Below are 20,763 nucleotides of genomic sequence, written 5' to 3' on the forward strand. Positions count from 1 at the left end.
ATGAGTACTTCATGGGAGGGGCAGCCATATGCAGGAAAAGCCTTTTAGCGTCGTTGAGTTGTGCGCAGGGGTGGGCGGGCAGGCCCTCGGGCTGGAGCGGGCGGGCTTCCACATCGTCGCCGCCGTGGACATCGACAAGGACAGCTGCGCGACCCTGTCCGCAAACCGTCCTGACTGGTACACGCTCCAGGCCGACCTGAAGGAGCTCGACCCCGCCGATCACTCCCCTCTGGATCACGCCGATGTGCTGAGCTGCGGCCTGCCCCGTTCCCCCTACAGCATCGCGGGCAAGCAGCTCGCCACGGCCGACCGTCGGGACATGCTGCGGGCCACTCTGGACATGGCGTCCTACATCAGGCCCCGGGTACTGCTCCTTGAGAACATCCCCACCTTTCTGCGCACGCCGAAGTTCGCAACCGAACGTCAAGCTGTGAAGGAGTCCGTCAAGGACCTCGGCTACGAACTGGCTACGGCGGTGCTCACCGCCACCGACTTCGGAGTTCCGCAGCACCGCAGTCACGGATTCATGGTCGCGATGAGCCCCGAGGACCTGAAGCACTTCGTATGGCCGACGGCCGATCCCGCCCCCTGCCCGACTCTCGGTGAGACGTTGCACGAGACCATGGCGTCCGCGGGCTGGCCCGAAGCCGCTTCCTGGGCTGCTCAGGCCTCGGAGCCGGCTCCCTTGATCATGGGCGGTGCGACCGGGCGGGGCGGGGCCGACCTCGGTGCAAGTCGCGCCAAGGCCATCTGGGCCCGCTGGGGGATTCACGGCGGGACCGTGGGCGACACCGTTCCCGGCCCCGACTTCAGGCTGAACCGTGAGATCGAACCGAAGTACGGGTTGGCAAAGATCACCGTTCCCCAAGTCGCCCTATTGCAGGGATTTACGGCGGATTGGCAGATCTGCGGCCGGAAGACCTCCGCGTACCGCCAGATCAGTCAGACGACTCCACCGCCGATTGCCACCGCCCTGGGGCACCGGATCCTGGCCGCCTTGAAGCAGTCACAGACGGACGCCTGACAAGCGTTGTCCGGGCTCTTGGCGCAGAGACAGCAGATCGAGTACGCGCAGGCCGTTCCGTTCGGCCCGGCCGCCGCACAGTAGACTCTGTCACCATGGCCACCACCTCGACCAAGACCACCAAGGACCCTCAGTGACGGATCCCAAGATCAAGGTGGTCGACCTCTTCTCAGGCGCGGGTGGCTTCTCTGCGGGCTTCCGCACCTATGAGCCGAACGGTGAGGGGTCCTCCCCCTTCGAATCGGTGGCAGCGGTCGAGTTCGATGCCGCCGCAGCCGCGACGTACGCGGCAAATTTCGGTTCCTCCCACGTGGCGCACGTCGACATCACGCACTGGGATGCGACCCCCTACGAAAACCAGGTGGACGTAGTCATGGGTGGCCCCCCGTGCCAGGGCTTCTCCGGGCTGAACAGGGCCAATCGGGCACCCAATGCCGATGACCCACGGAACTCTCTGTGGCGCGAGTACATGCGGGTGGTCACGACGATCAAGCCGAAAATTTTCGTACTCGAGAACGTGGACCGCTTCCTGAAATCGCAACAGTTCGAGGACCTGAAGAGTGCCACCGAGGACGGTGGGGAGCTCTCCGCCTACTCGCTGCGCTGGAAAATCCTGAACGCTGCGGACTACGGGGTACCGCAGGCACGCAGGCGCGCCATCGTCATCGCCACCCGCAAGGATCTTGGTGACCCGCTGGAACACCCGGCACCGACTCATTCGCGGAACCCGTCGGCCTTGCAGCCGACCCTCGACAGCCAGGTCGATGGCAGCACGCCTGCCCTGGAAGAATGGGTGGCTGTCGACGAAGTCGTCTTCGACATCACCCCCAAGGACGCCCCTGTCACCGATCTGCCGAAGCGGACCGGCTCCCCCCTCGATGTCGAGCTTCCCGGCCCCTACACCACAACCGATCTGCACATCGGACGCACCCCCACCGACCTGTCAAAGGCGCGTTACAAGGAGATTCCCGCCGGCGGCAATCGTCACGACCTCCGAGGGAAAACGGCGAAGATCAACGGTGAGACCGTCGAACTCTCGACGGTCAGCTGGGACAGCCACAACTCCGGTTCGGGAGATGTGATGGGACGCATGCACAAGGGGCGCCCCTCCGTGACCATCCGTACCGAGTTCTACAAGCCGGAGAAGGGACGTTACCTCCACCCGACGGAAAATCGACCCATTACGCATTACGAAGCCGCGCTCATCCAGGGGTTTCCCAAGGACTTCAAGTGGTTCGGCAGCAAGATCCAAATTGCGCGGCAGATCGGAAACGCTGTTCCGATCGGCCTGGGCCGTGCGCTGGCCCAGGCCATCTACGAGCGACTGACAGAAAAGGCGTACTGAGCCGAAATTACGTGCCTGTCCCCGCCCAATTCTCCTCCTGCTCGGAGGACTTGCCACGCACAGGAGCATCGGCGAAAAGCCTCTCGAACCAATCGGTCAGAGTCTCTGCCGACTGGTGGGAAACACTTCCGTCGTTCGGACCTTCCGGCAAGGTTTCGAACTGCACACCCGATCCTTCGCCCGCGCTGAGAACCCATTCCTGGTACAGCTCGGCGTCCGGCAGTTCGTCGGGTGCAATGACTTCGTACACCACCGTGGCTGCTGCTGCGTTGGCTGCGGACGCTGCGGCGTTGACGTCCCGCCCGGTGCGGACCGATCCACGTTTCGTCAATCTCAAAAGGGCCTGTGCCACAGGCCGATGTTGAATCATCTGCTGCCGCAGGACCGTATTCAAAATATCCTGGTTCTCACAAGCCAACTCGACCGGAGCGTAATTCTTTCCGTCGCGGAAAAGCTCTGCGGCCCACCAAAGTCTTGCGAAACACTGGAGATCCCAGCGTCCCGCGAATCGAGCGGCCTGTCCCACTGCCTTTCTCTCTTCCCCTCGCCCCCACCGCCACCGGACAAAATCCGGTGCCAGACACAGCCCGAGATAATTCCACACCGTCGTGTCCGAAGCTTCGGCACGTGTCAGCCGGAGGGTGTAGTGGAGTCGGGGGGCCAGCCAGGCATCGCTCGCGGTCGGTGTCACGGCGAATCTGCGCATGGCTTCGTCCAGCAAGTCCCGAACGGGCCGGGCTTCCCAGCGCCCGCTCACATCAACGGGTTCCTCCACCTTCTCCCGGAAAGCAGAGGGAACGAGCGTCTCGTACCCCTGGAGAACACGGGGGGTGATCGCTCGCGCGGCGACGGCGTCAGGCAGGCGTCCCAAACGGGGCGCAAAATCCACTCTTTCCGCTCTGCTCATGATTCCTTGTCCTTCTCGGCCATTCGCCCCAAAGTGCGCACGGCGTCCGTCACCGCCCTTTGTTTCCTGGACCGCAGACTCGCCGCGTGCATCAGTCGCGCGTGCAGATCCGATCCACTTTCGCCGCGCTGCCGGCGGCCGACCAGCTCGACCAGCGCCTCGTCCGGTGCGACGTCGGGGAAAAAATCGGGCAACATGCGACGCAGAACGTCCTCCTGCCAGCCCCCCGGCCACCGTGGTTCGCCTGCCTCAACCGCACTTGCGTACAGGGCTGTTCCGAACATTGCCGACCAGACCTCGGAAGCGATCTGGTTCGCCAGGACGTCCCGCACGAGTTTCTGCTCAGCACTCGACGGACTGTCCATGACCGCCCTGAATCCCTCGAGCGAGGAATTGAGGTAAAGAACCGGCTCTCCGGCCTCGGCATCCAACATCCAGGGATCGTCGCGGAATTCCACAAGAGCAGAATGAGTCACAAAGTCACGCCAGAGTGTTTTGATACTCTTCTGCCGCACGGGCTCCTTCGCTTCGAGGTCGGCGCTCCACGCCGAATCGGCTCGCCCAATGAAGCGTCCCTCAAGACCCGACACCTCCGCCACGACCCAGGCGTCGATGCTGCAACTGCCCACATGCTCGCCCCGACGCAGCTCGACCTCTCCGCTCCAGCAACCAGGAGAATTTAGGTCGAGCGGAAAAGACAACCGTACATTGGTCTTTCGATTACGCACGATCGCAATGCAGTGCGGATTCTTCCACGGTCCCGCCGCCAGCTCTTCCGGGTCCACCTCGACCGAGATTTTCACCCGAATCTCTTCCCAGTCCCGCTTCACGGAGTGCAGAGCAATCATCTTTTCCTCGTCGGAGACGAGTTCGAAAGCGAAGGGATGATTGTCCACCCACACCTTGTCCGCGACAAGCTTGACGTCTCCGACCAGAATCGGATACGGAAATGCCGTTTTCACTCGACTGTCTCCTTGGCCCTGGGCACGTCCACCTCGATACACGACATGCCCGCCGCCACCGGATGGCTGGACACGTCCGTGACACCTCTGAAGATTGCCCTCGTGGCACCATCCCGGATGACCAGATTTCCCTTCTTCGTCAACTCGCAGGCCCGTTCGGGAACCAGGGTTCCCGCCCACTCGACAGGGATGTTGGAACCGGATCGCACGACGAACCGGGCGACGGGAGCGATCACCCAGGGCTCTTCCCTGACGGGAAGCTTGACGACCACCCGGACGCTCCAAGCACCGTTGGTCAGCACTTCCCCCTGGACGGCGTGCACCACGGGGAATCCCTGGGTCCTGTTCTTCGCCGGAGAGTCCAGCGTCAGAAGGTCCCGCAACACCTGCGGTCCCTCGTCGGCATCGCTCTCCTCCTGCTGCCCCTTCAGCCGGTCGCGTACGGCCTGTTCGGCAGCCCGCTTGAAGTTGAGGATGCTCTGACGGGCTCCGCGCACATAAGTGGCGGTGAGGTCTTCGGTGCTCGTCCAGTCGTTATGGTCCGGGGGCTCGGCCGTCCGCAAGAATTCCTCGGCCTCCACCGCATCTGCGGACTCGCGGCCTGTGGCAACACCGGTCAATAGGACCGCCTGAAACCGTCGATGCCCCAAGGGAAGGTCACTGACCTTCTTGTTCCTGACCACCATGCGAGTGGCTCGCATGTAGGAGATTTGGTCGGGCCTCGGATCGTCGTCACGGGTCGGGGTGATCAGAAGAACCGCCTCGTGCGACTCGGCCCGTGGGCCGGCTGCGAGTTCCCGCGCCTTGCGCGCCGGCAGCTTCAGCGTCACGGTCTCCTGCAACACGTCTTCGCGCGAGGTGAGCGTGGAAGTGGTGCGTCCATCAAGGAAGGCCTTCACCGCGCGCGAGCGTGCCGGCTCATAGGAGTGCGGATCGATAAGACGCTCGGGTTTGACCATCTCCCCATTGCGCCAGGCTGCCACCGAAGCTCGTAGCAAGGGCCCGTTCCGCTCGCCGCCCACCATTGAGGCCCAGAAATTGCCGGCGACCCCCGTGGTCAGCTGTTCGTACAACTCCTCAAGATCCTCTGTGTCCCCGGAACCGTCATAGGCACCAACCACCAGGAACGAGGTGCCGGGCGACGAATCCACCCGCTCGAGGTGGAGGCTCTCGGCTGTCGTGTTGTCGGCCCACCAGGAACGTGCAACACCGTCGCGCTCCGGATCCGGAACTCCGAACCACGCAGGTCCGGCGAATTCGACGTCGCCAAGGCTGTGCCAAGGAAGTTCGAGCCTACCGGCCATGCGACGCTCGTGGCGACCGTCCTGTTCCTTGGACAAGGTGCTGTTCACCAGCACCAGCCCGAAACGACTCGCTGCCCACAGGGCGGCCTTGCCGAGGCCGTACGAACCGCCCTGCGCACCTGCCTTGCCACTGTCCAGAGTCCTACGCATCACGCGGGCGAATCGACCGTCCCCGTACTCCGGCCCCGTGAGGCCGTGAGCGTTGTAGTCGTCGATCCTGAGGAGTACCAGTCGCCCTGTCCGCTCCAACTCGGCCAGGCCGTCGAGGAGTACGCGTCCCGCTTTCTGTCGCCGATCGGCAGCACTTCGCAGGTGCGGCTCGATCGTCCCCCAACGGAGAGCGGTCAGGAAGTCTTCGAGGTGCCTGCCAGTGAGTTCGTGAAGAACGAAACGGGAGGTGACCGGGGCGTCCCCGTCGTACCGTTCGTCGAGGCTGTTCTGCGTGGCTTCGCGGGCGAGAACCTCCAGGTTGGCAGCGAACGCGTACGCGGCCGCGTTTCCACCGGTCCTACTGCCGTCGACCGGGGCGGGTTGAAAGGTCCACCCGAGATCCGACGGTGCACTCTCAGGCGTACGACGACTGACCGCGTCCTCGACGGCGACTCCGAGCGCTTCCGCCACCGCCTCGATCTTCTCGTACCGCGGTACGGCTCGCCCCTTCACCCAGGCACTCACGGCCGCAGGAGTAACTCCCAGGCGGAGCGCCAGATCCTTCTGCGACATCCGCCTCTGACGCAGCATCCCAGTCAACCAGTCCGCAAAGTCCTGCGGCACGTGCCACTCCTCTCGCCGATGCGGTTACAAATCATACAGATCAAATTTCACCGGTCGCAAAGAATCAAAAATTCACGCTTTAAGTGGCACGCAAAGCAGACATAAATGCATTTACCGACCCGCAGAGTCAATCAAACCGACTCGCATCAGTGCCTTGAAGGGGTTTCTCGCTACCCACAACGCCCGTACAGGCGTACGGTCTCGCCCCAAGAAACTTCACCAAGATACCTCCCGGGCACCACACAGCGACCAGAAGGTGGACGCGAACTGAGATCTTGTAGACAGGAGTTCTAGGAGAGAAAATATGGACATACTTACTTTTCGCCTAGAAAACTACATTAAGTAGTATATTTACTAGAAAGGCCTATTTGCATGCTCGCAAAGTCGGAGGAGCCGACAGAGCTCGTCGAGTACAGCGTCACCGTCCCGGTCGAGAGCCACTCAAACATTTCCTTGGTCCACGCCCCGGGCGGCACGGTCCTGAGTATCGAAAGCGACGGCAGGCGCTTCGACGCGTCGTTCCACCGCTCCGGCGGGTCCGTCGCAGCGCTCCACAAGGAGGGCCACGAGAAGCCCTGCAGATGAGGCTTGGGCGTGAATCGGGACAAGAGGCATGAGGTGAGGCCGAGCAAGGCCGGCGAGGTGCCGGACAAGAGGCCTTGCGCGAGCCAAACGGCTGCTTCAAGCCAAGTGTTCACAGTGTGGGCACCTGGCCTCCACACCACTGTCATCATCGGCGTCTCGGTTGTTTCTGGTGCCTTGGGGGGCTCATGTTGTTCGGGATACGTGCAGGTGGGGTGCGGCAGCGTGGAGCGGTGGGGGGTGCCGTCGCCGTCGTGGCGGCGGTGGCCCTGGCCGGGTGCGGGGGTGGCAGTGCGGTCGGCGCGAAGCCGGTGGGGGGTGTGTCCACGCCGACGGCGACGGGGAGCGTGACGGCGACGCCGTCGCCCAGCGAGACCGCGGCCGCGGCCGGGGTGGTCGGGGCCGTGGACGACACCGCAAGCGTGAAGAGTGTCCGGCCGGTGGTCGTGGATGTGCTGGTGAACGACACCTTCAAGGCGGCGGGCGGTGCCGCCGAGGCCTTCAAGGAAGCCGTGGGGAAGGGGAAGTTCACGCTGGCGGTGGAGGTCGCGCCCAAGGTCGGGACCGCCGTGGTCGGGGCCGGCGGGAACAGCTTCACGTACACGCCGCAGGCGGGGTTCGGCGGCGAGGACGAGTTCACGTACAAGGTCACCGTCGACGGTGCGGGCGGCGCCGAGGACGTGAGCGGGACGGCGGTCGTGCGGTTGCAGGTGGCCGCGGCCAAGCCCGCACCGGTCAAGACTCCCGCCAAGCCCAAGAAGCCGCCAGTGAAGGCGTCCTACAAGAACTGTTCCGCCGTACGGGCGGCCGGGGCCGCGCCGATCCGGGAGGGGCAGGCCGGGTACGGGCCGCACCTCGACCGGGACGGGGACGGGGTCGGCTGCGAGGCCAATGAGGGGAGGACCGGATCCGGTGGCGGGAGTGGGTCCGGGGGCGGGTCCGCTTCCGGCGGCGGGTCGGCTTCCGGCGGCAGTGGGTCCGGGGGCGGCGGGAGTGTCTCGTACAAGAACTGCTCCGCCGTGCGGGCCGCCGGTGCCGCGCCCATCCGGCGCGGCGACCCCGGGTACGGGCGTCACCTCGACCGCGACGGGGACGGGGTCGGCTGCGAGTAGTAGTACCGGCGGGGTCGGCCCGACGCGGGCCACGTAGGTTTCGTGGCCCGCGTGGGCCGTATGCAGGCCCTGAAGGTCTCGCACGTCCCGGTGGCCCATCGGCCTCGCGGCCCCAGTGGCGAGAAATCGTGCCGCCGGGGTTGCGGGAGCGCGGTCGGGAGGGGAGAGCGAAGGGGGCGGGTGTCCTTTTTGGGGGTTTCGAGCGGCGACTTTCGGTCATTGAGCCGCCCCGGCCCTGCCCGCGCCCCCGTCACACTGTCATCATCAGCCTCTTGATTCGCTTTCGAACCTCCGGACGAATACCGCGTTCCGGATCGAATGCCCTGGGGGGCACATGCAGTGGGTGAGAGGTGCCGCCCTTCGGCGGTCCGTGGTCGTCGGTGGAGCTGTCATGGGCATGGCCTCAGCCCTGGTCGCCTGCGAGAAGGACGCGGGCGCCGCGAAGCCCACCGCGGGCACCAGTGACGGTGTCGTCGCGCAGGCGGCGAAGGCCGGGCCGCCCTGGATGCAGCTCGTCGACGACGCCGACGACACCGAGGGCGGCAAGAAGGTCGTCGTCGACGTGCTCAAGAACGACACCCTCTCCCCGGCCGGCACGCCCGCCGCGCCCTTCCTCGGCGCTGTGGACGAGTCCGGGTACGAGCTCACCCTGCACAGCAAGCCCCGGCACGGGTCCGCCGTCGTCGACGGCACCCGCGTCACGTACACGCCGTCCGCCGCCTATGTGGGCGAGGACGACTTCATGTACGAGGTGAAGGTCAAGGAGTTCAAGGGCAAGCCCGTCGGCGCCAAGCCCGTCGAGGGCACGGCCGTCGTACGCGTCACCATGAACACCCCCGCGCCCTCCTCCGCGAAGAAGCCCGCCCAGAAGCCCACCAAGAAGCCCCTCAGGAAGCCCGCCCGGACGACGGACGGGTCCGGCGCGGCCGGTACGCCCAAGAAGGCCTCCGGCGGCACCGGCACCGGCTTCACCTACAAGAACTGCGCCGCCGTACGCGCCGCCGGCGCCGCCCCGATCCGCACGGGCCAGCCGGGCTTCGGCGCCCACCTCGACCGCGACGGCGACGGGGTCGCCTGCGAGCGGTAGGAGCACGGCGTCGCACGGCGGCGGGTACGGCTCAGCGGTGCGGACCGAACCGCCGCCCGCAGACCCATGCCGTCAGCGCCCCCGCCCCCGCGGACACCACCAGCGCTCCCGCGTCGATCACCCCGGGGAGTCCGGGCGCGAACGCGAAGGCGGCGAGCGAGGCGGCCAGGCCGGTTCCGAAGGCGAGCGGCCTGCGGAAGCGGGCGCGGGACTTCGCGGTGTTCTGCATGCGCCGATCCTGCACCGGCCGGGGCGCGTCCCGTGCCGAGCCCCGCGGGTGTGCGCGGTGCTCCCGGACGCCGGTGATGCGGTCGTGGGACGGGGGTGCGGGCGGCCCGGCCGGGGGTCCCGTTAGCCTCGCAGTACACACGTTCGTGTCACAGCTGGAGGCAGAAGTCATGGTCAAGGTGCCCGCATCCCTCGTCGCCGCCGCCGGGCTCGTCGGTGGGTACGGGGTGGCCCGGTGGACGAAGAAGCGGCCGCTCGGGGGTGTGGCCCTGGCGGCGGCGGGGGCCGTGGCCGCGCGGCAGTGGCAGCAGGAGGCCGGGGGGAAGGTCGCGGCCGGGCTGACCGGGCTGTACGTCGCCGGGTTCGCCGGGTCGCATCCGCTGGCGAAGAAGGTCGGGGCGTGGCCCTCCGTGTTCGCGGTGGCGGGCGGGGTCGCCGTCGCTTCGTGGGCCGCGACCCGGGGCCGTCGGTGCTGTGAGTAAGGGACGCCCGGTTGTGAGCGAGGGGCGCCCGGCCCGGCCTCGCCGGCGGCGGGGTCAGGCTCCGAATGCCTTGGAGACCGTGTAGATCACCAGCCCCACCAGCGCGCCGACCACCGTTCCATTGATGCGGATGAACTGCAGGTCGCGGCCGATGTGCGCCTCGATCTTGCGGGAGGTGTGGGTCGCGTCCCAGCCCGCGACGGTGTCGGTGATGAGGGACGTGATCTCGGAGCGGTAGGTGGTGATGACGTAGACCGCCGCGCCTTCGACCCAGCCTTCGAGTTTGCGTTGCAGGCGGTCGTCCGTGGCCAGGCGGGTGCCCAGCGAGATGAGGGAGGCGCGCACGCGCAGGCGCAGTTCCGAGCGGTCGTCGTCGGCGGCGGCGATGATCATCGCGCGGACGGCGGACCAGGCGGACGCGATCACGTCCTGGACTTCGGGGCGGTTGAGGATGTCGGACTTCAGGCGTTCGGTGCGGGCGCGGGTCTCGGAGTCCGACTGCAGGTCCGTGGCGAAGTCGGCGAGGAAGCGGTCGATGGCGCCGCGGGCCGGGTGGGTGGGCATGTCGCGGATCTCGGTGACGAAACGCAGCAGCTCGCGGTAGACGCGGTCGCCGATCTTGCGGTCCACGAAGCGTGGGGTCCAGCCGGGGGCGCCGCCCTGGACCGCGTCCATGACCGAGTCGCCGTGCTCGACGAGCCAGTCGTGGGCGCGGGTGCAGATCAGGTCCACGGCGCGGTGGTGGGCGCCGTCGGCGACGACCTTGTCCAGGGCCTTGCCCAGGGCCTTGCCCAGGCCCGGGGCGATCTCGGCCGATTCCGCGCGGCGGGTGATGGCCTCGCCCACGACCGCCTGCACGTCGGAGTCGCGCAGGACGGTGAGGGCTCCGCGCAGCGCCGTGGCGAGTTCCTCGGTGACCCGGTCGGCGTGCGCCGGATCGGCCAGCCAGGCACCCAGCCGGCCGCCCAGGTCGAGGGGGGCGAGGCGGGCGCGGATGACGTCCTCGGAGAGGAAGTTCTCGCCGACGAAGTCCGCGAGGGACACCCCCAACTGGTCCTTCTTGGTGGGGATGATCGCGGTGTGCGGGATGGGGAGGCCGAGCGGGTGCTTGAAGAGCGCCGTGACGGCGAACCAGTCCGCCATCGCGCCCACCATCCCCGCCTCCGCCGCCGCCGCGACGTAGCCCGCCCAGCCGCCGAGCCCGCTGTGCTGCGCCCATTTGGCCAGGACGTAGACCAGGGCGACGAAGAGCAGCAGACCCGTCGCCGTCGCCTTCATGCGGCGTACGCCCCGCTGCTTCTCCGCGTCCGCCTCGCTGAACGCGAAGGGCTGGCGGGGAGTGGGGGGCGGAGCGGCGGGCGGGGTGGCGTGGGCAGGCCCGTCGGTCCGGGAAGCGCCGCTCCCCGGTGCCCGTGCGGGCTCCGTCCGCCCGTTGTCGTTGCGTTCGTCCATGCGCTTCGTCCGTCGCCCTTCGCCGTCCCGGCCCGTTGCCGTCCTGCTTCCGGTTCCCGTGTCCCGGCCCGCGTACGCGCGGGGCGCGGCCCCGCGGGGCGGAGGGAGACCTCCGTACCCGAAGACTCCCCCGTACCGTCCTTACCTGTCCTACTCCCGGAACGCGCGCCGAGTTCCCGACCTCCCGGTCCTCGTCGGCGTACCGCATCATGGTGCTCGGACGATCCCGCACGAACCGCACGAACCGTGCGGAGATCACGAACGTACGGACAGCGATACGAGGAGTGCCCACCAGCATGACCCGGCGCCACGGTTGCACCCTGCTGGCCGCTCTGGCGGCAGTGGTCGTGCTCATCTCCTGCGGCATCTTCGCCCTCACCGGTCTCGTCGGCGACGGCTCCGCGCGCGCCGGGCAGCACGGCGGGGCCGGGTCGCGGCCCGCCGGCTCCGAGCGGTGGATCGGGACGTGGGCGGCCTCCCCGGTGGGCCCCGAGCCGCGGACCGCGGGAGGGCTGGCCGGTCATTCCGTACGCAACGTGGTGCACACCAGCATCGGGGGCACCAGTGCCCGCATCACCCTCTCGAACCGCTTCGGGGACCGGCCGCTCCTCATATCGCACGCCTCGGTGGCCGTGGCCGCCCAGCAGGGCGCTCCGGCGGCCGCGCCGGGGACCATGCGGCAGGTCACCTTCGGGGGGAAACCGTCCGTGACCGTCCCGGCGGGCGGGAGCGTGGTCGGCGACCGGACGGCGCTCCGGGTGCCGTACGACGGGGACCTGCTGGTGACGACCTACTCGCCGCAGCCGAGCGGCTCGGTGACGTACCACCCGCACGCCCAGCAGACCGGGTACAGCGCGCTGGGCGACCACACCGAGGACGTGTCCGGCGCCGGGTACCGGACGCGGACGAACAACTGGCGCTACCTGACCGGCGTGGACGTGCTGAACGCGGACGCCGAAGGGGCGGTGGTGATGTTCGGCGACTCGATCACCGACGGCATGACGTCGACGGTGGACGCGAACCGCCGCTGGCCGGACGTCTTCGCGGACCGGCTGCGGGCGGAGCCGGGGGCGCCGCGTTACGGCGTCCTCAACCAGGGCATCAGCGGCAACCGGCTCCTGACGGACGGCCGGGGCCCGCGGGGCCTGACCCGCTTCGAGGCGGACGCGGCGGGCCGGCCGGGGGTGAAGGCGGTGGTGGTGCTGCTGGGGATCAACGACATCATCGCGCCGCCGCACGAGCGGGACGCGGGACGGATCGTGGCCGGGCTGCGGGAGCTGGTGCGGCAGGGGCACGCGCGGGGGCAGCGGGTGATCGGCGGAACGCTGCTGCCCTTCGGCGGGCATCCGGCGTGGACCTGGGAGCGGGAGGCGGTGCGGGGCGCGGTGAACGCGGAGATCCGCGCGGGGCGGGTCTTCGACGCGGTGGTCGACTTCGACCGGGCGGTGCGGGGGGAGGGGGTCGAGGGGGTGCGGATGGCGGCGGTGTACGACTCGGGGGACCATCTGCATCCGAGCGATGCGGGGTATCGGCGGATGGGGCTGACGCTGGACTGGCGGACCCTGCGGGCGGGCCGCCCGGAGACTTCGCCGCTACGTTCCTGACCTCCCGGCCCGGGGCCCGCCCGGGGGCGGAGCCCTGTTCAGGGGCGCGGAGAACTGCGCGCTGAGCCACGACGCGCCTGCACGGCTCCTGTCCGGCGATGCGCCCCGCCGGGGGCGCGGGGAACTGCGCCCAGCCACGACGCTCCTGCACGGGAACCGGAGGCGGCCGTGCGGCGAGCGCTTCAGGGAAAGGACGGGGTCTCCCCTGCTCGAACGGAGTCGAGAGCTTGGGGAAGGGTCCGGGGCCGCTCTGTCCGAGCCGGGCGGGGCTGACGCGTCCGGTATCGGGGCAGGGGTCCGGGCCTTGGCGGAGGAGCGTACCCGGCACAGGCGCTGGGGCGGGGGCGGCACCCGGTGGGCCGGGAGCGGGAGGGGCCACGCCCTTGCCCGCCCTCCCCCAAGCTCTCGGCTTCGCTTGAGCAGGGGGTGCCCCCCTCGCCCCCATGGGGCGGCCCCGTCGCCCAAGGAGGCCAAGGGGGCCAAGGGGACGGGGCGAGGGCGGCTGCGTTGGCCCAGGAGGGACGGGGTGGGGAGCCCGAGGCCGGGAGGGGGGTGTCGTCGGCAGCCCTCCCGGCCTCCGCGGCAGCGAACCCCCGTTAGAGTTCCTTGCGGCGCTCCCCCCGCAGCCTCTCCTTCTCCGCGCGGCGGAGCTTGCGTTCGACGCCCACGCCGCCCATCAGGGCGAAGCCCGTCACCGTCACGCGCGGGGAGCCCGGTGTGCCCTCGCCCGTGGCCTTGTCGTCGAAGCCGCCCATGATGCCGACGCCCCGCACCTCCACGTGCAGGTCGTTGGGGACCTTCACCACGATGCCGCCCATGATCGTGACGCACCGGATCGTCACCTCGCGCTCCGCGAACCGCGCCTCGCGCAGGTCGATCTCCCCGCCGCCCCACATCGCGAAGGAGGTGAAGACCCGCGGCACGCTCCACTGCCCCCACCGCTTGAAGCCGCCCCAGAAGGCGAACGCCCCCTTCGAGGTCGCCGGAACCCCGATCCGCGAGGCCCAGGACGCCGGGGAGGCGTCCCCCCGCTCCCCGGGAAGCACCATCGGCGCCGTCCCGGCGGCGGCCGGCAGGTCCCGTACGAGCACCTGCAACTCCCCCTGCGTACGGGACGTGTACGCCGCGCCGAGACGCTCGTCGAACTCCTCCATGTCGAGCCGCCCCTCGGCGACGGCCTCGCGCAGCACCTCGGCCACCCGCTCGCGGTCGGCGTCGGAAGCCCGCAGTTCGGAACGCAGTTCGGGCAGGTGGTGGTCCCCAGCACTCGTCATACCGGTCAGGTTAGCCGTGCTCCCCGCGCCCCGTCCGCCCCGCCCGCGTACATCTTCGCGATCACCGCCTCGATGTCCGGCTCGCGCACCGACAGGTCCAACAAGGGGTACGCGGCGGCCAGTTCGGCCACCAGCGGGGCCGCCGAAACGGACGCCGGGAAGGCGAGCCACTGCCGCGGGCCCTCCACCTTCACCACCCGCGCCAACCGCGTGACCAGGGGCGGGAGTTCCCGCTCCAGGTCCACCACCAGCGTCCGCTCGCTCTCCCCCACCTCGTGCAGCCCGGCGAGCGCCCCGTCGTACATCAGCCGCCCGTGGTCGATGACCATCACCCGCTTGCAGAGCTGCTCGATGTCGGTCAGGTCGTGGGTGGTCAGCAGCACCGTCGTGCCCAGCTCCGCGTTCAGGTCCCGCAGGAACTGGCGGACCTTGGACTTGGAGACGACATCGAGTCCGATCGTCGGCTCGTCCAGGTACAGCACCTCGGGGTCGTGCAGCAGCGCCGCCGCGATGTCGCCCCGCATCCGCTGCCCGAGCGAGAGCTGCCGTACCGGAACGTCGAGCAGCTCGGCGAGGTCCAGCAGCTCCACGCACCGCGCCAGGTTCGCCGCGAACCGGGCGTCCGGGATGCGGTACATGCGGTGCATCAGCCGGTAGGAGTCCTTCAGCGGCAGGTCCCACCACAGCGTCGTGCGCTGTCCGAAGACCACCCCGATCCGGGAGGCGAGCCGGGTGCGCTCCCGCGCCGGGTCGATGCCCGCGACCCGCAGCCGGCCGCCGCTGGGGGTGAGGATGCCGGTGAGCATCTTGATGGTGGTGGACTTGCCCGCCCCGTTGGGGCCGATATAACCGACCACCTCACCGCGCGGAATCGTGAAGCTGATCCCGTCGACCGCCCTGACCTGCCGTTTCTCCCTGCGCAGCAAGCCCTTCTTGCGGCGTACGTCGAAGACCTTCTCGACGTTGTCCAGTTCGATGAGATCCATCCCGCCTCCACCCGAAGTCAGCTCCCCGTACTGCGGTACGACCGCAGGCCCAGCCGCCACAACAGCCCCGCCGCCACCCAGAACCCCACCGCCACCACCGGCGACAGGAAGGCGAACCACCCGGGCACCTCCAGCGGATACGGCCGCCCCAGCACGTACATCACCGGAATCCAGTTCACGAACGCCAGCGGCAGCAGGAAGGTCACCCCGCGCACCAGGTCCTTCGCGAAGACCGTCGGCGGGTACTGGAGCAGCGTGTTGCCCCCGAAGGTGAACGCGGACTGCACCTCCGCCGCGTCCTGCGCCAGGAACTGGAACGCGCCGCCCATCGTGAACAGCGCCGCGAAGATCGCCCCGCCGCTCAGCATCATCACCGGTACCAGCAACGCCTTCAGCGGCGTCCACTCCACCTCGTCCAACTGTGTGATCGCGTACGCCAGCACGGCCAGCCCCTGGGTGATCCGGCCGATCCTGCGCAGCGCGAAGTGGTCCGCCGCGAGCTGCGCCAGCACCGGCGCCGGCCGTACCAGCAGCGTGTCCAGCGTGCCGTCGCGGACCCGCTGGCCCACCCGGCCCATGGTGCCCATCGCCAGGTCGCCGATCCCCAGGGCCGCCCCCGCCACCCCGTACAGGAAGGCCACCTCGCCCAGGGAGAAGCCGCCGAGCCGCTCCACGTGCCCGAACATCAGCAGCACGGCCACGAAGTCGAGTCCGGTCCCCGCGAAGTGCGCGACGGTCGTCAGCGCGAAGGAGGTCCGGTAGGCCATCGTGGAGCGGATCCACATCATCGCGATGAGCCCGTACGCACGGAACCCGTCGCGCGCGAGCGCCGCCCGCCCGCGCGCGGGCACCAGCCGTTCCTCAGCCACCCTGCACCACCACCCGCCGGGTCGCCGCCGCCTGCAGCAGCCGCCCCACCGTCAACAGCGCGACCGCCCAGCCCGCCTGGAAGGCGTACGCGACCAGCAGGTCCCATCCGGAGCGCATCCCCAGGTACACGTCCGCCGGGACCTGGAGCAGCGCGGACCACGGCAGCGCCCGCGCCACCTCGCCCAGCGTTCCGGGGAAGAGGTTGAGCGGCAGCAGCATCCCGGAGAAGAACATCCCCGCCAGCCACGAGAGCTGGCTGACCCCGGCCCCGTCCAGCAGCCAGAACGCGCTCAGCGCCACCAGGTAGCGCAGCGCGAAACTCACCACGAACCCCAGGAAGACGGAGACCAGGAAGGCGGGCCAGCGCCACCACGGCGACGGCACGGCCACCTCGAAGGCGAGCGAGCCGACCGCCATCGGCACCACGCCGCGTCCCAGGAGCTGGAAGGCGCTGCGGCCCAAGTCGGCTGCCAGCCACCAGAGTTGGAGGTCGGCGGGCCGGTAGAGGTCGGTGACGATCTCGCCGGTGCGGATGCGTTCCATCAGGTCGTTCTCGAAGCCGCCGCCCATCAACGAGGCCGCGGCCAGCAGGGCTTGGCCGATCCACACGTACGCGAGGGCCTGGGGGAGCTCGTAGCCGCCCAGGTGCGGACGCTGGGTCCACAGGGCCGTGTACGTGTACGCGAGGATGAAGCCGAAGACGGTGTTGGTGAAGACCCCCGCCCAGGTCGCCGCGCGGTAGGTGGCGTACCGGCGGAACCCGCCGGCGGCCACCAGTGCGTACAGCCGCGAGCGCACCCGCACCTCCCCACCCCCTCGCTCGTTGTGCCACTTGGCTCACCGCAGGCCGCCCGGCACCGAAGCGCACGACCCTAGCCCAACGGGGTCACCGCCCGCGAGCGATTACTCGCCCCCCGTGAGGACGAGTGGGATTCGCGGTGGAACACGGTGTTTCATGGGAGAACATGCGAATCGCCCGACACGACACCGTTATGCCGGAGTGTGAACCTCTGGCCGCGTCCGAGGAGTCTCCACAGGCATGAGCGACGAGCCGCAGCAGCAGCCGGGCTGGGCCCCCCGGGACCCCTCCGTCCCGGACCCGGACCCGGATCGGGGGCCGGGCCCCGACGCTCCCGAGGACGCCCCGGGCAAGAAGAAGCGCCCCCGGCGCACCGGCTGGCGGCGCCTCCTCCCCACCTGGCGGATGCTGCTCGCCGCGTTCCTGCTCGTCGCGGTGCTGCTCTGCGGCGCGTTCGTCGCCGGCTACACCATGGTCAAGATCCCCGCGGCCAACGACACCGCGACCGCCCAGTCCAACGTCTACCTGTACGCCGACGGCACCCCGCTGGCCCGCGACGGCGAGGTCAACCGGGAGAACGTCCAGCTCTCCCAGGTCCCCAAGGCGATCCAGCACGCCGTCCTGGCCGCCGAGGACCGCGGCTTCTACGGCGAGCCCGCCGTCGACCCGCAGGCCATGATCCGCGCCGCCTGGAACACCGCCACCGGCAAGGGCAAGCAGTCCGGCTCCACCATCACCCAGCAGTACGTGAAGAACTACTACCTGGCCCAGGAACAGACCGTCACCCGCAAGGTGAAGGAGTTCTTCATCGCGATCAAGCTCAACCGGGAGAAGTCCAAGGACTACATCCTGGAGGGCTACCTCAACACCAGCTACTTCGGCCGCAACGCCTACGGCATCCAGGCCGCCGCCCAGGCCTACTACGGCAAGGACATCGAGCAGCTCGGCGCCCCCGAGGGCGCCTACCTGGCCTCCCTGCTCAACGCCCCCAACGCCTACGACGTCGCCACCCACCCCGAGAACCGGGGCAAGGCGCTCGGCCGCTGGAACTACGTCCTGGACGGCATGGTCAAGGAGGGCTGGCTCAAGCAGGCCGCCCGGACGAAGATCACGTTCCCGCAGCCCCAGCAGGCCAGGCCCGCCGCCGGGCTCTCCGGGCAGCGCGGCTACATCGTGCAGGCCGTCGAGGACTACCTGACCGCCCACAAGGTCATCGACGACGAGACCCTCAACTCCGGCGGCTACCGCATCACCACCACCCTGGACAAGCCCCGCCAGGACGCCTTCGTGCAGGCGGTCGAGGACAACGTCATGAAGAAGGCCGACGCCGCGAAGCGCAGGGCCGACCGCAACGTGCGCGTCGGCGGCGCCTCCATCGACCCGGTCACCGGCAAGGTCGTCGCCCTGTACGGCGGCATCGACTACACCAAGCAGTACGTCTCCAACGCCACCCGGCGCGACTTCCAGGTCGGCTCCACCTTCAAGCCCTTCGTCTTCACCGCGGCCGTCGAGAACGGCTCCACCACCCAGGCCGGGACGCCCATCACCCCCAACACCGTGTACGACGGCACCAACAGGCGGCCCGTGGTCGGCAGCGCCATCCCCTTCGCGCCCGAGAACGAGGACGACGTGTCGTACGGGAACATCTCCGTGCGCACCGCCACCGACAAGTCCGTGAACGCCGTGTACGCGCAGCTGGCCGTGGACGTCGGCCCCACGAAGGTCAAGGAGACCGCGGTCGCGCTGGGCCTGCCGGAGGAGACGCCCGAGCTGAACGCGTACCCCTCCATCGCGCTCGGCGTCGCCACCGCGAGCGTGCTCGACATGACCGAGGCGTACGCCACCCTGGCCAACCACGGCAAGCGCGGCACGTACTCACTCGTCGAAAAGATCTCCAAGAACGGCGAGGACCTGCCCCTGCCCCAGCAGGAGACCAAGCAGGTCGTCTCGCGGACCGCCGCCGACACCACCACCTCGATCCTGCGGAGCGTCGTCGACGGCGGCACGGGCGCCGCGGCGAAGGCCGCGGGACGCCCGGCGGCGGGCAAGACCGGCACCGCCGAGGAGGACAAGGCCGCCTGGTTCGCGGGCTACACCCCGGACCTGGCGACCGTCGTGGCGGTCATGGGGGCCGACCCCGACACGGCCGTCCAGAAGCCGCTGTACGGAGCGCTCGGCCAGGACCGGATCAACGGCGGCGGCGCGCCCGCCGAGACCTGGGCGCAGTACACGGCCGCCGCTCTCGAGGACAAGGAGGCCAAGGAGTTCGACCTGGAGGTCGAGGCGGGCTCCGAGGCCCCGGTCGTCCCGCCGCCGGTCGCACCGCCCGTCGCGCCCCCGCCGAGCGAGGACACGGGCGGACAGCGGCCCGGCACCGACAACGGCGGCGCGGCGGCGGACGGCGGCCAGCAGGGCGGCCGGACCGGCGGCGCGGCGGCCACCGGCGGCGACCAGGGCGGCGGCGACAACGGCGGTGCGGCCGCCGACGGAGGCAACGACACCGGCGGCGGTCCGACCGGCGGCAACGTCGGCGGCGCCGCCGCCGACGGAGGCGGCGACCAGGGCGGCGGCGACAACGGGGGCGGCGACGGCGGCATCCCCGACCCGGTCGGCGGCCTGATCGGCGGCGGCGAACAGGGCCGCCGCCCGGCGGCCGACGGGAACGCGCCGCCGCGCTGACGTCAGTGCCCCGAGGTCGCCTTCAGGCCGACCACGGCCACCAGCAGCAGACAGACGAAGAAGATCCGGGCGGCGGTGACGGGCTCGTTCAGCACGATCATCCCGACCACCGCCGCACCGGCCGCACCGATCCCGACCCACACGCCGTACGCCGTGCCGATGGGCAGCGTCTTGGCGGCCTGCGAGAGCAGCAGCATGCTGACGACGATCCCGGCGCCGGTGAACACGCTCGGCCACAGCCGGGTGAACCCGTCGGTGAACTTCATCCCGATCGACCAGGCGACTTCGAGCAGACCGGCGACGACCAACAGGACCCATGCCATGACAGCACCTCCGAGAACGAGAACGCGGAACAACTCACGGGTGCGTCGTCTTTGCGATGAGCCCAGGGCCCGTCCCGGTACGGCGCGTCTCGTCGGGGTCCCTCCACGGTAGCAAAGGGCATGCGAAAGGGCCTGGTGACAACGGTCACCAGGCCCTCGGCGCACGGTTCTGGAGGTACGGCTCCGGAAGTACGGCTCCAGCGGTACGGCTCTACAGGTACAGCCCCGTCGCGTCCTCGGAGACCCGCTCCGACGCCACCGCGTGCAGGTCGCGCTCGCGCATCAGCACGTACGCCGTGCCGCGCACCTCGACCTCGGCCCGGTCCTCCGGGTCGTACAGCACCCGGTCGCCGGGCACCACACTCCGCACGTTCTGCCCGACGGCGACCACCTCGGCCCACGCCAGGCGCTTGCCGACGGCCGCCGTGGCCGGAATCAGGATGCCGCCGCCCGAACGGCGCTCGCCCTCGGGGGTGTCCGAGGAGACCAGCACACGGTCGTGCAGCATCCGGATGGGCAGTTTGTCGTCGTGCTGGTTCTTCTCGCTCACGCCACGAACCTACCTCTGCGGACCGGCGCCGGCCGAGAGCGGGTCAGCCCTTACGACGGCGCGAGGACACCAGCAGCAGCCCCACGACCGCCACCGCGACCACCGCCACCGGCACCAGCCGGTCGACGCGGGGCGCGCCGTCGGCGTCCACGAACTGCGACCGCACCTCCGTGACCTTGCGGTTCACGGCCACGAACGCCCGCCCGGCGGTCTCGTCGACAGCCGACCTCGCCTTCGCCTTGGCGTCCCCCACGATGGTCCTGGGGTGCAGCCGTACACCGATCTCGTCCAGCGTCACAGCGAGCTGGTCGCGCCTGCGGACGATGTCCGCCTCGATCTGCGCAGGGGTCCTGGCTTCCGACACTGCGCCGCCTCCGTGGTCCGGTCCGGTAATCCGTCACGACAGTCTGTCAGCTCCC

20 protein-coding genes and 1 riboswitch are annotated in these 20,763 nt (G+C 69.4%); of the genes, 8 read left to right on the forward strand and 12 right to left on the reverse strand.

Annotated elements, in window-relative coordinates:
• The first annotated feature begins 28 nt into the window (after nucleotides 1-28).
• Complete coding sequence (locus ACZ56L_RS16025) at nucleotides 29-1,024, forward strand: DNA cytosine methyltransferase (protein WP_471064561.1); 996 nt, start codon at nucleotides 29-31, stop codon at nucleotides 1,022-1,024.
• Between the two features lie 133 nt (nucleotides 1,025-1,157).
• Nucleotides 1,158-2,369: a DNA cytosine methyltransferase gene (locus ACZ56L_RS16030; protein ID WP_471064563.1), complete on the forward strand. Its 1,212-nt coding sequence runs from the start codon at nucleotides 1,158-1,160 to the stop codon at nucleotides 2,367-2,369.
• A 7-nt stretch (nucleotides 2,370-2,376) separates the two neighbouring features.
• Here ACZ56L_RS16030 and ACZ56L_RS16035 read toward each other — a convergent pair whose 3' ends face one another.
• From ACZ56L_RS16035 to ACZ56L_RS16045, 3 genes are read right to left on the reverse strand one after another with little or no spacing between them, the layout of a single operon-like run.
• Complete coding sequence (locus ACZ56L_RS16035) at nucleotides 2,377-3,276, reverse strand: DUF6339 family protein (protein ID WP_471064565.1); 900 nt, start codon at nucleotides 3,274-3,276, stop codon at nucleotides 2,377-2,379.
• Nucleotides 3,273-4,238 carry a hypothetical protein gene (locus ACZ56L_RS16040; RefSeq protein ID WP_468687825.1) on the reverse strand — a complete coding sequence of 322 codons (966 nt, stop codon included), beginning with the start codon at nucleotides 4,236-4,238 and terminating at the stop codon, nucleotides 3,273-3,275. The genes ACZ56L_RS16035 and ACZ56L_RS16040 overlap by 4 nt, the downstream gene beginning before the upstream one ends.
• Nucleotides 4,235-6,316, reverse strand: coding sequence for a helix-turn-helix transcriptional regulator (locus ACZ56L_RS16045; RefSeq protein ID WP_468687827.1), 2,082 nt, complete (start codon nucleotides 6,314-6,316; stop codon nucleotides 4,235-4,237). The genes ACZ56L_RS16040 and ACZ56L_RS16045 overlap by 4 nt, the downstream gene beginning before the upstream one ends.
• A gap of 372 nt (nucleotides 6,317-6,688) precedes the next feature.
• Here ACZ56L_RS16045 and ACZ56L_RS16050 point away from each other — a divergent pair, with 372 nt between their 5' ends.
• The 3 genes from ACZ56L_RS16050 to ACZ56L_RS16060 all read left to right on the forward strand — a co-directional run bounded on the left by ACZ56L_RS16050 (nucleotide 6,689) and on the right by ACZ56L_RS16060 (nucleotide 9,097).
• Nucleotides 6,689-6,901: a hypothetical protein gene (locus tag ACZ56L_RS16050; RefSeq protein WP_471064567.1), complete on the forward strand. Its 213-nt coding sequence runs from the start codon at nucleotides 6,689-6,691 to the stop codon at nucleotides 6,899-6,901.
• A 230-nt stretch (nucleotides 6,902-7,131) separates the two neighbouring features.
• Nucleotides 7,132-8,010 carry an excalibur calcium-binding domain-containing protein gene (locus tag ACZ56L_RS16055; protein WP_471064569.1) on the forward strand — a complete coding sequence of 293 codons (879 nt, stop codon included), beginning with the start codon at nucleotides 7,132-7,134 and terminating at the stop codon, nucleotides 8,008-8,010.
• Between the two features lie 391 nt (nucleotides 8,011-8,401).
• Entirely contained in the window at nucleotides 8,402-9,097 is a 696-nt protein-coding gene (locus ACZ56L_RS16060) for an excalibur calcium-binding domain-containing protein (RefSeq protein WP_471064571.1), read from the forward strand.
• A gap of 31 nt (nucleotides 9,098-9,128) precedes the next feature.
• Here the strand turns inward: ACZ56L_RS16060 and ACZ56L_RS16065 are convergent, their stop codons facing one another.
• Nucleotides 9,129-9,326 (reverse strand): hypothetical protein, encoded by a 198-nt coding sequence (locus ACZ56L_RS16065; protein WP_471064573.1) that lies wholly within the window; start codon nucleotides 9,324-9,326, stop codon nucleotides 9,129-9,131.
• Nucleotides 9,327-9,495: 169 nt separating this feature from the next.
• Between ACZ56L_RS16065 and ACZ56L_RS16070 the strand changes: the two genes are divergently transcribed.
• Entirely contained in the window at nucleotides 9,496-9,807 is a 312-nt protein-coding gene (locus ACZ56L_RS16070) for a hypothetical protein (RefSeq protein WP_471064702.1), read from the forward strand.
• A 54-nt stretch (nucleotides 9,808-9,861) separates the two neighbouring features.
• On the opposite strand, the gene ACZ56L_RS16075 is transcribed toward ACZ56L_RS16070, so the two are convergent.
• Entirely contained in the window at nucleotides 9,862-11,259 is a 1,398-nt protein-coding gene (locus ACZ56L_RS16075) for a DUF445 domain-containing protein (protein WP_471064575.1), read from the reverse strand.
• Between the two features lie 296 nt (nucleotides 11,260-11,555).
• Here ACZ56L_RS16075 and ACZ56L_RS16080 point away from each other — a divergent pair, with 296 nt between their 5' ends.
• Complete coding sequence (locus tag ACZ56L_RS16080) at nucleotides 11,556-12,863, forward strand: SGNH/GDSL hydrolase family protein (RefSeq protein ID WP_471064577.1); 1,308 nt, start codon at nucleotides 11,556-11,558, stop codon at nucleotides 12,861-12,863.
• Nucleotides 12,864-13,459: 596 nt separating this feature from the next.
• Here ACZ56L_RS16080 and ACZ56L_RS16085 read toward each other — a convergent pair.
• From ACZ56L_RS16085 to ACZ56L_RS16100, 4 genes are read right to left on the reverse strand one after another with little or no spacing between them, the layout of a single operon-like run.
• A complete protein-coding gene (locus tag ACZ56L_RS16085; RefSeq protein WP_345226435.1) occupies nucleotides 13,460-14,092 on the reverse strand; it encodes a DUF1707 SHOCT-like domain-containing protein in 633 nt (210 codons plus the stop codon).
• A gap of 50 nt (nucleotides 14,093-14,142) precedes the next feature.
• Entirely contained in the window at nucleotides 14,143-15,123 is a 981-nt protein-coding gene (locus ACZ56L_RS16090; RefSeq protein ID WP_468687837.1) for an ABC transporter ATP-binding protein, read from the reverse strand.
• Between the two features lie 17 nt (nucleotides 15,124-15,140).
• Nucleotides 15,141-15,992: an ABC transporter permease gene (locus ACZ56L_RS16095; protein WP_345222615.1), complete on the reverse strand. Its 852-nt coding sequence runs from the start codon at nucleotides 15,990-15,992 to the stop codon at nucleotides 15,141-15,143.
• Entirely contained in the window at nucleotides 15,985-16,791 is an 807-nt protein-coding gene (locus tag ACZ56L_RS16100) for an ABC transporter permease (RefSeq protein ID WP_468687840.1), read from the reverse strand. Before ACZ56L_RS16100 ends, ACZ56L_RS16095 begins: the two co-directional genes overlap by 8 nt.
• 241 nt (nucleotides 16,792-17,032) lie before the next feature.
• Here ACZ56L_RS16100 and ACZ56L_RS16105 point away from each other — a divergent pair, with 241 nt between their 5' ends.
• Entirely contained in the window at nucleotides 17,033-19,471 is a 2,439-nt protein-coding gene (locus tag ACZ56L_RS16105; RefSeq protein ID WP_471064580.1) for a transglycosylase domain-containing protein, read from the forward strand.
• Between the two features lie 2 nt (nucleotides 19,472-19,473).
• On the opposite strand, the gene ACZ56L_RS16110 is transcribed toward ACZ56L_RS16105, so the two are convergent.
• The 3 genes from ACZ56L_RS16110 to ACZ56L_RS16120 form a co-directional block, all read right to left on the reverse strand.
• Complete coding sequence (locus tag ACZ56L_RS16110) at nucleotides 19,474-19,794, reverse strand: DMT family transporter (RefSeq protein ID WP_345222607.1); 321 nt, start codon at nucleotides 19,792-19,794, stop codon at nucleotides 19,474-19,476.
• Nucleotides 19,795-19,833: 39 nt separating this feature from the next.
• A riboswitch (guanidine-III (ykkC-III) riboswitch) is annotated at nucleotides 19,834-19,918 on the reverse strand.
• 87 nt (nucleotides 19,919-20,005) lie between these two features.
• The gene (locus ACZ56L_RS16115; protein ID WP_345226434.1) at nucleotides 20,006-20,302 is read right to left on the reverse strand and encodes a GroES family chaperonin; all 297 of its coding nucleotides are present in this window, start codon (nucleotides 20,300-20,302) and stop codon (nucleotides 20,006-20,008) included.
• 85 nt (nucleotides 20,303-20,387) lie between these two features.
• The gene (locus tag ACZ56L_RS16120) at nucleotides 20,388-20,708 is read right to left on the reverse strand and encodes a DUF3618 domain-containing protein (protein WP_345222605.1); all 321 of its coding nucleotides are present in this window, start codon (nucleotides 20,706-20,708) and stop codon (nucleotides 20,388-20,390) included.
• Between the last annotated feature and the right edge of the window lie 55 nt (nucleotides 20,709-20,763).

The sequence above is a fragment of the Streptomyces sp. NPDC039736 genome, assembly GCF_055596485.1.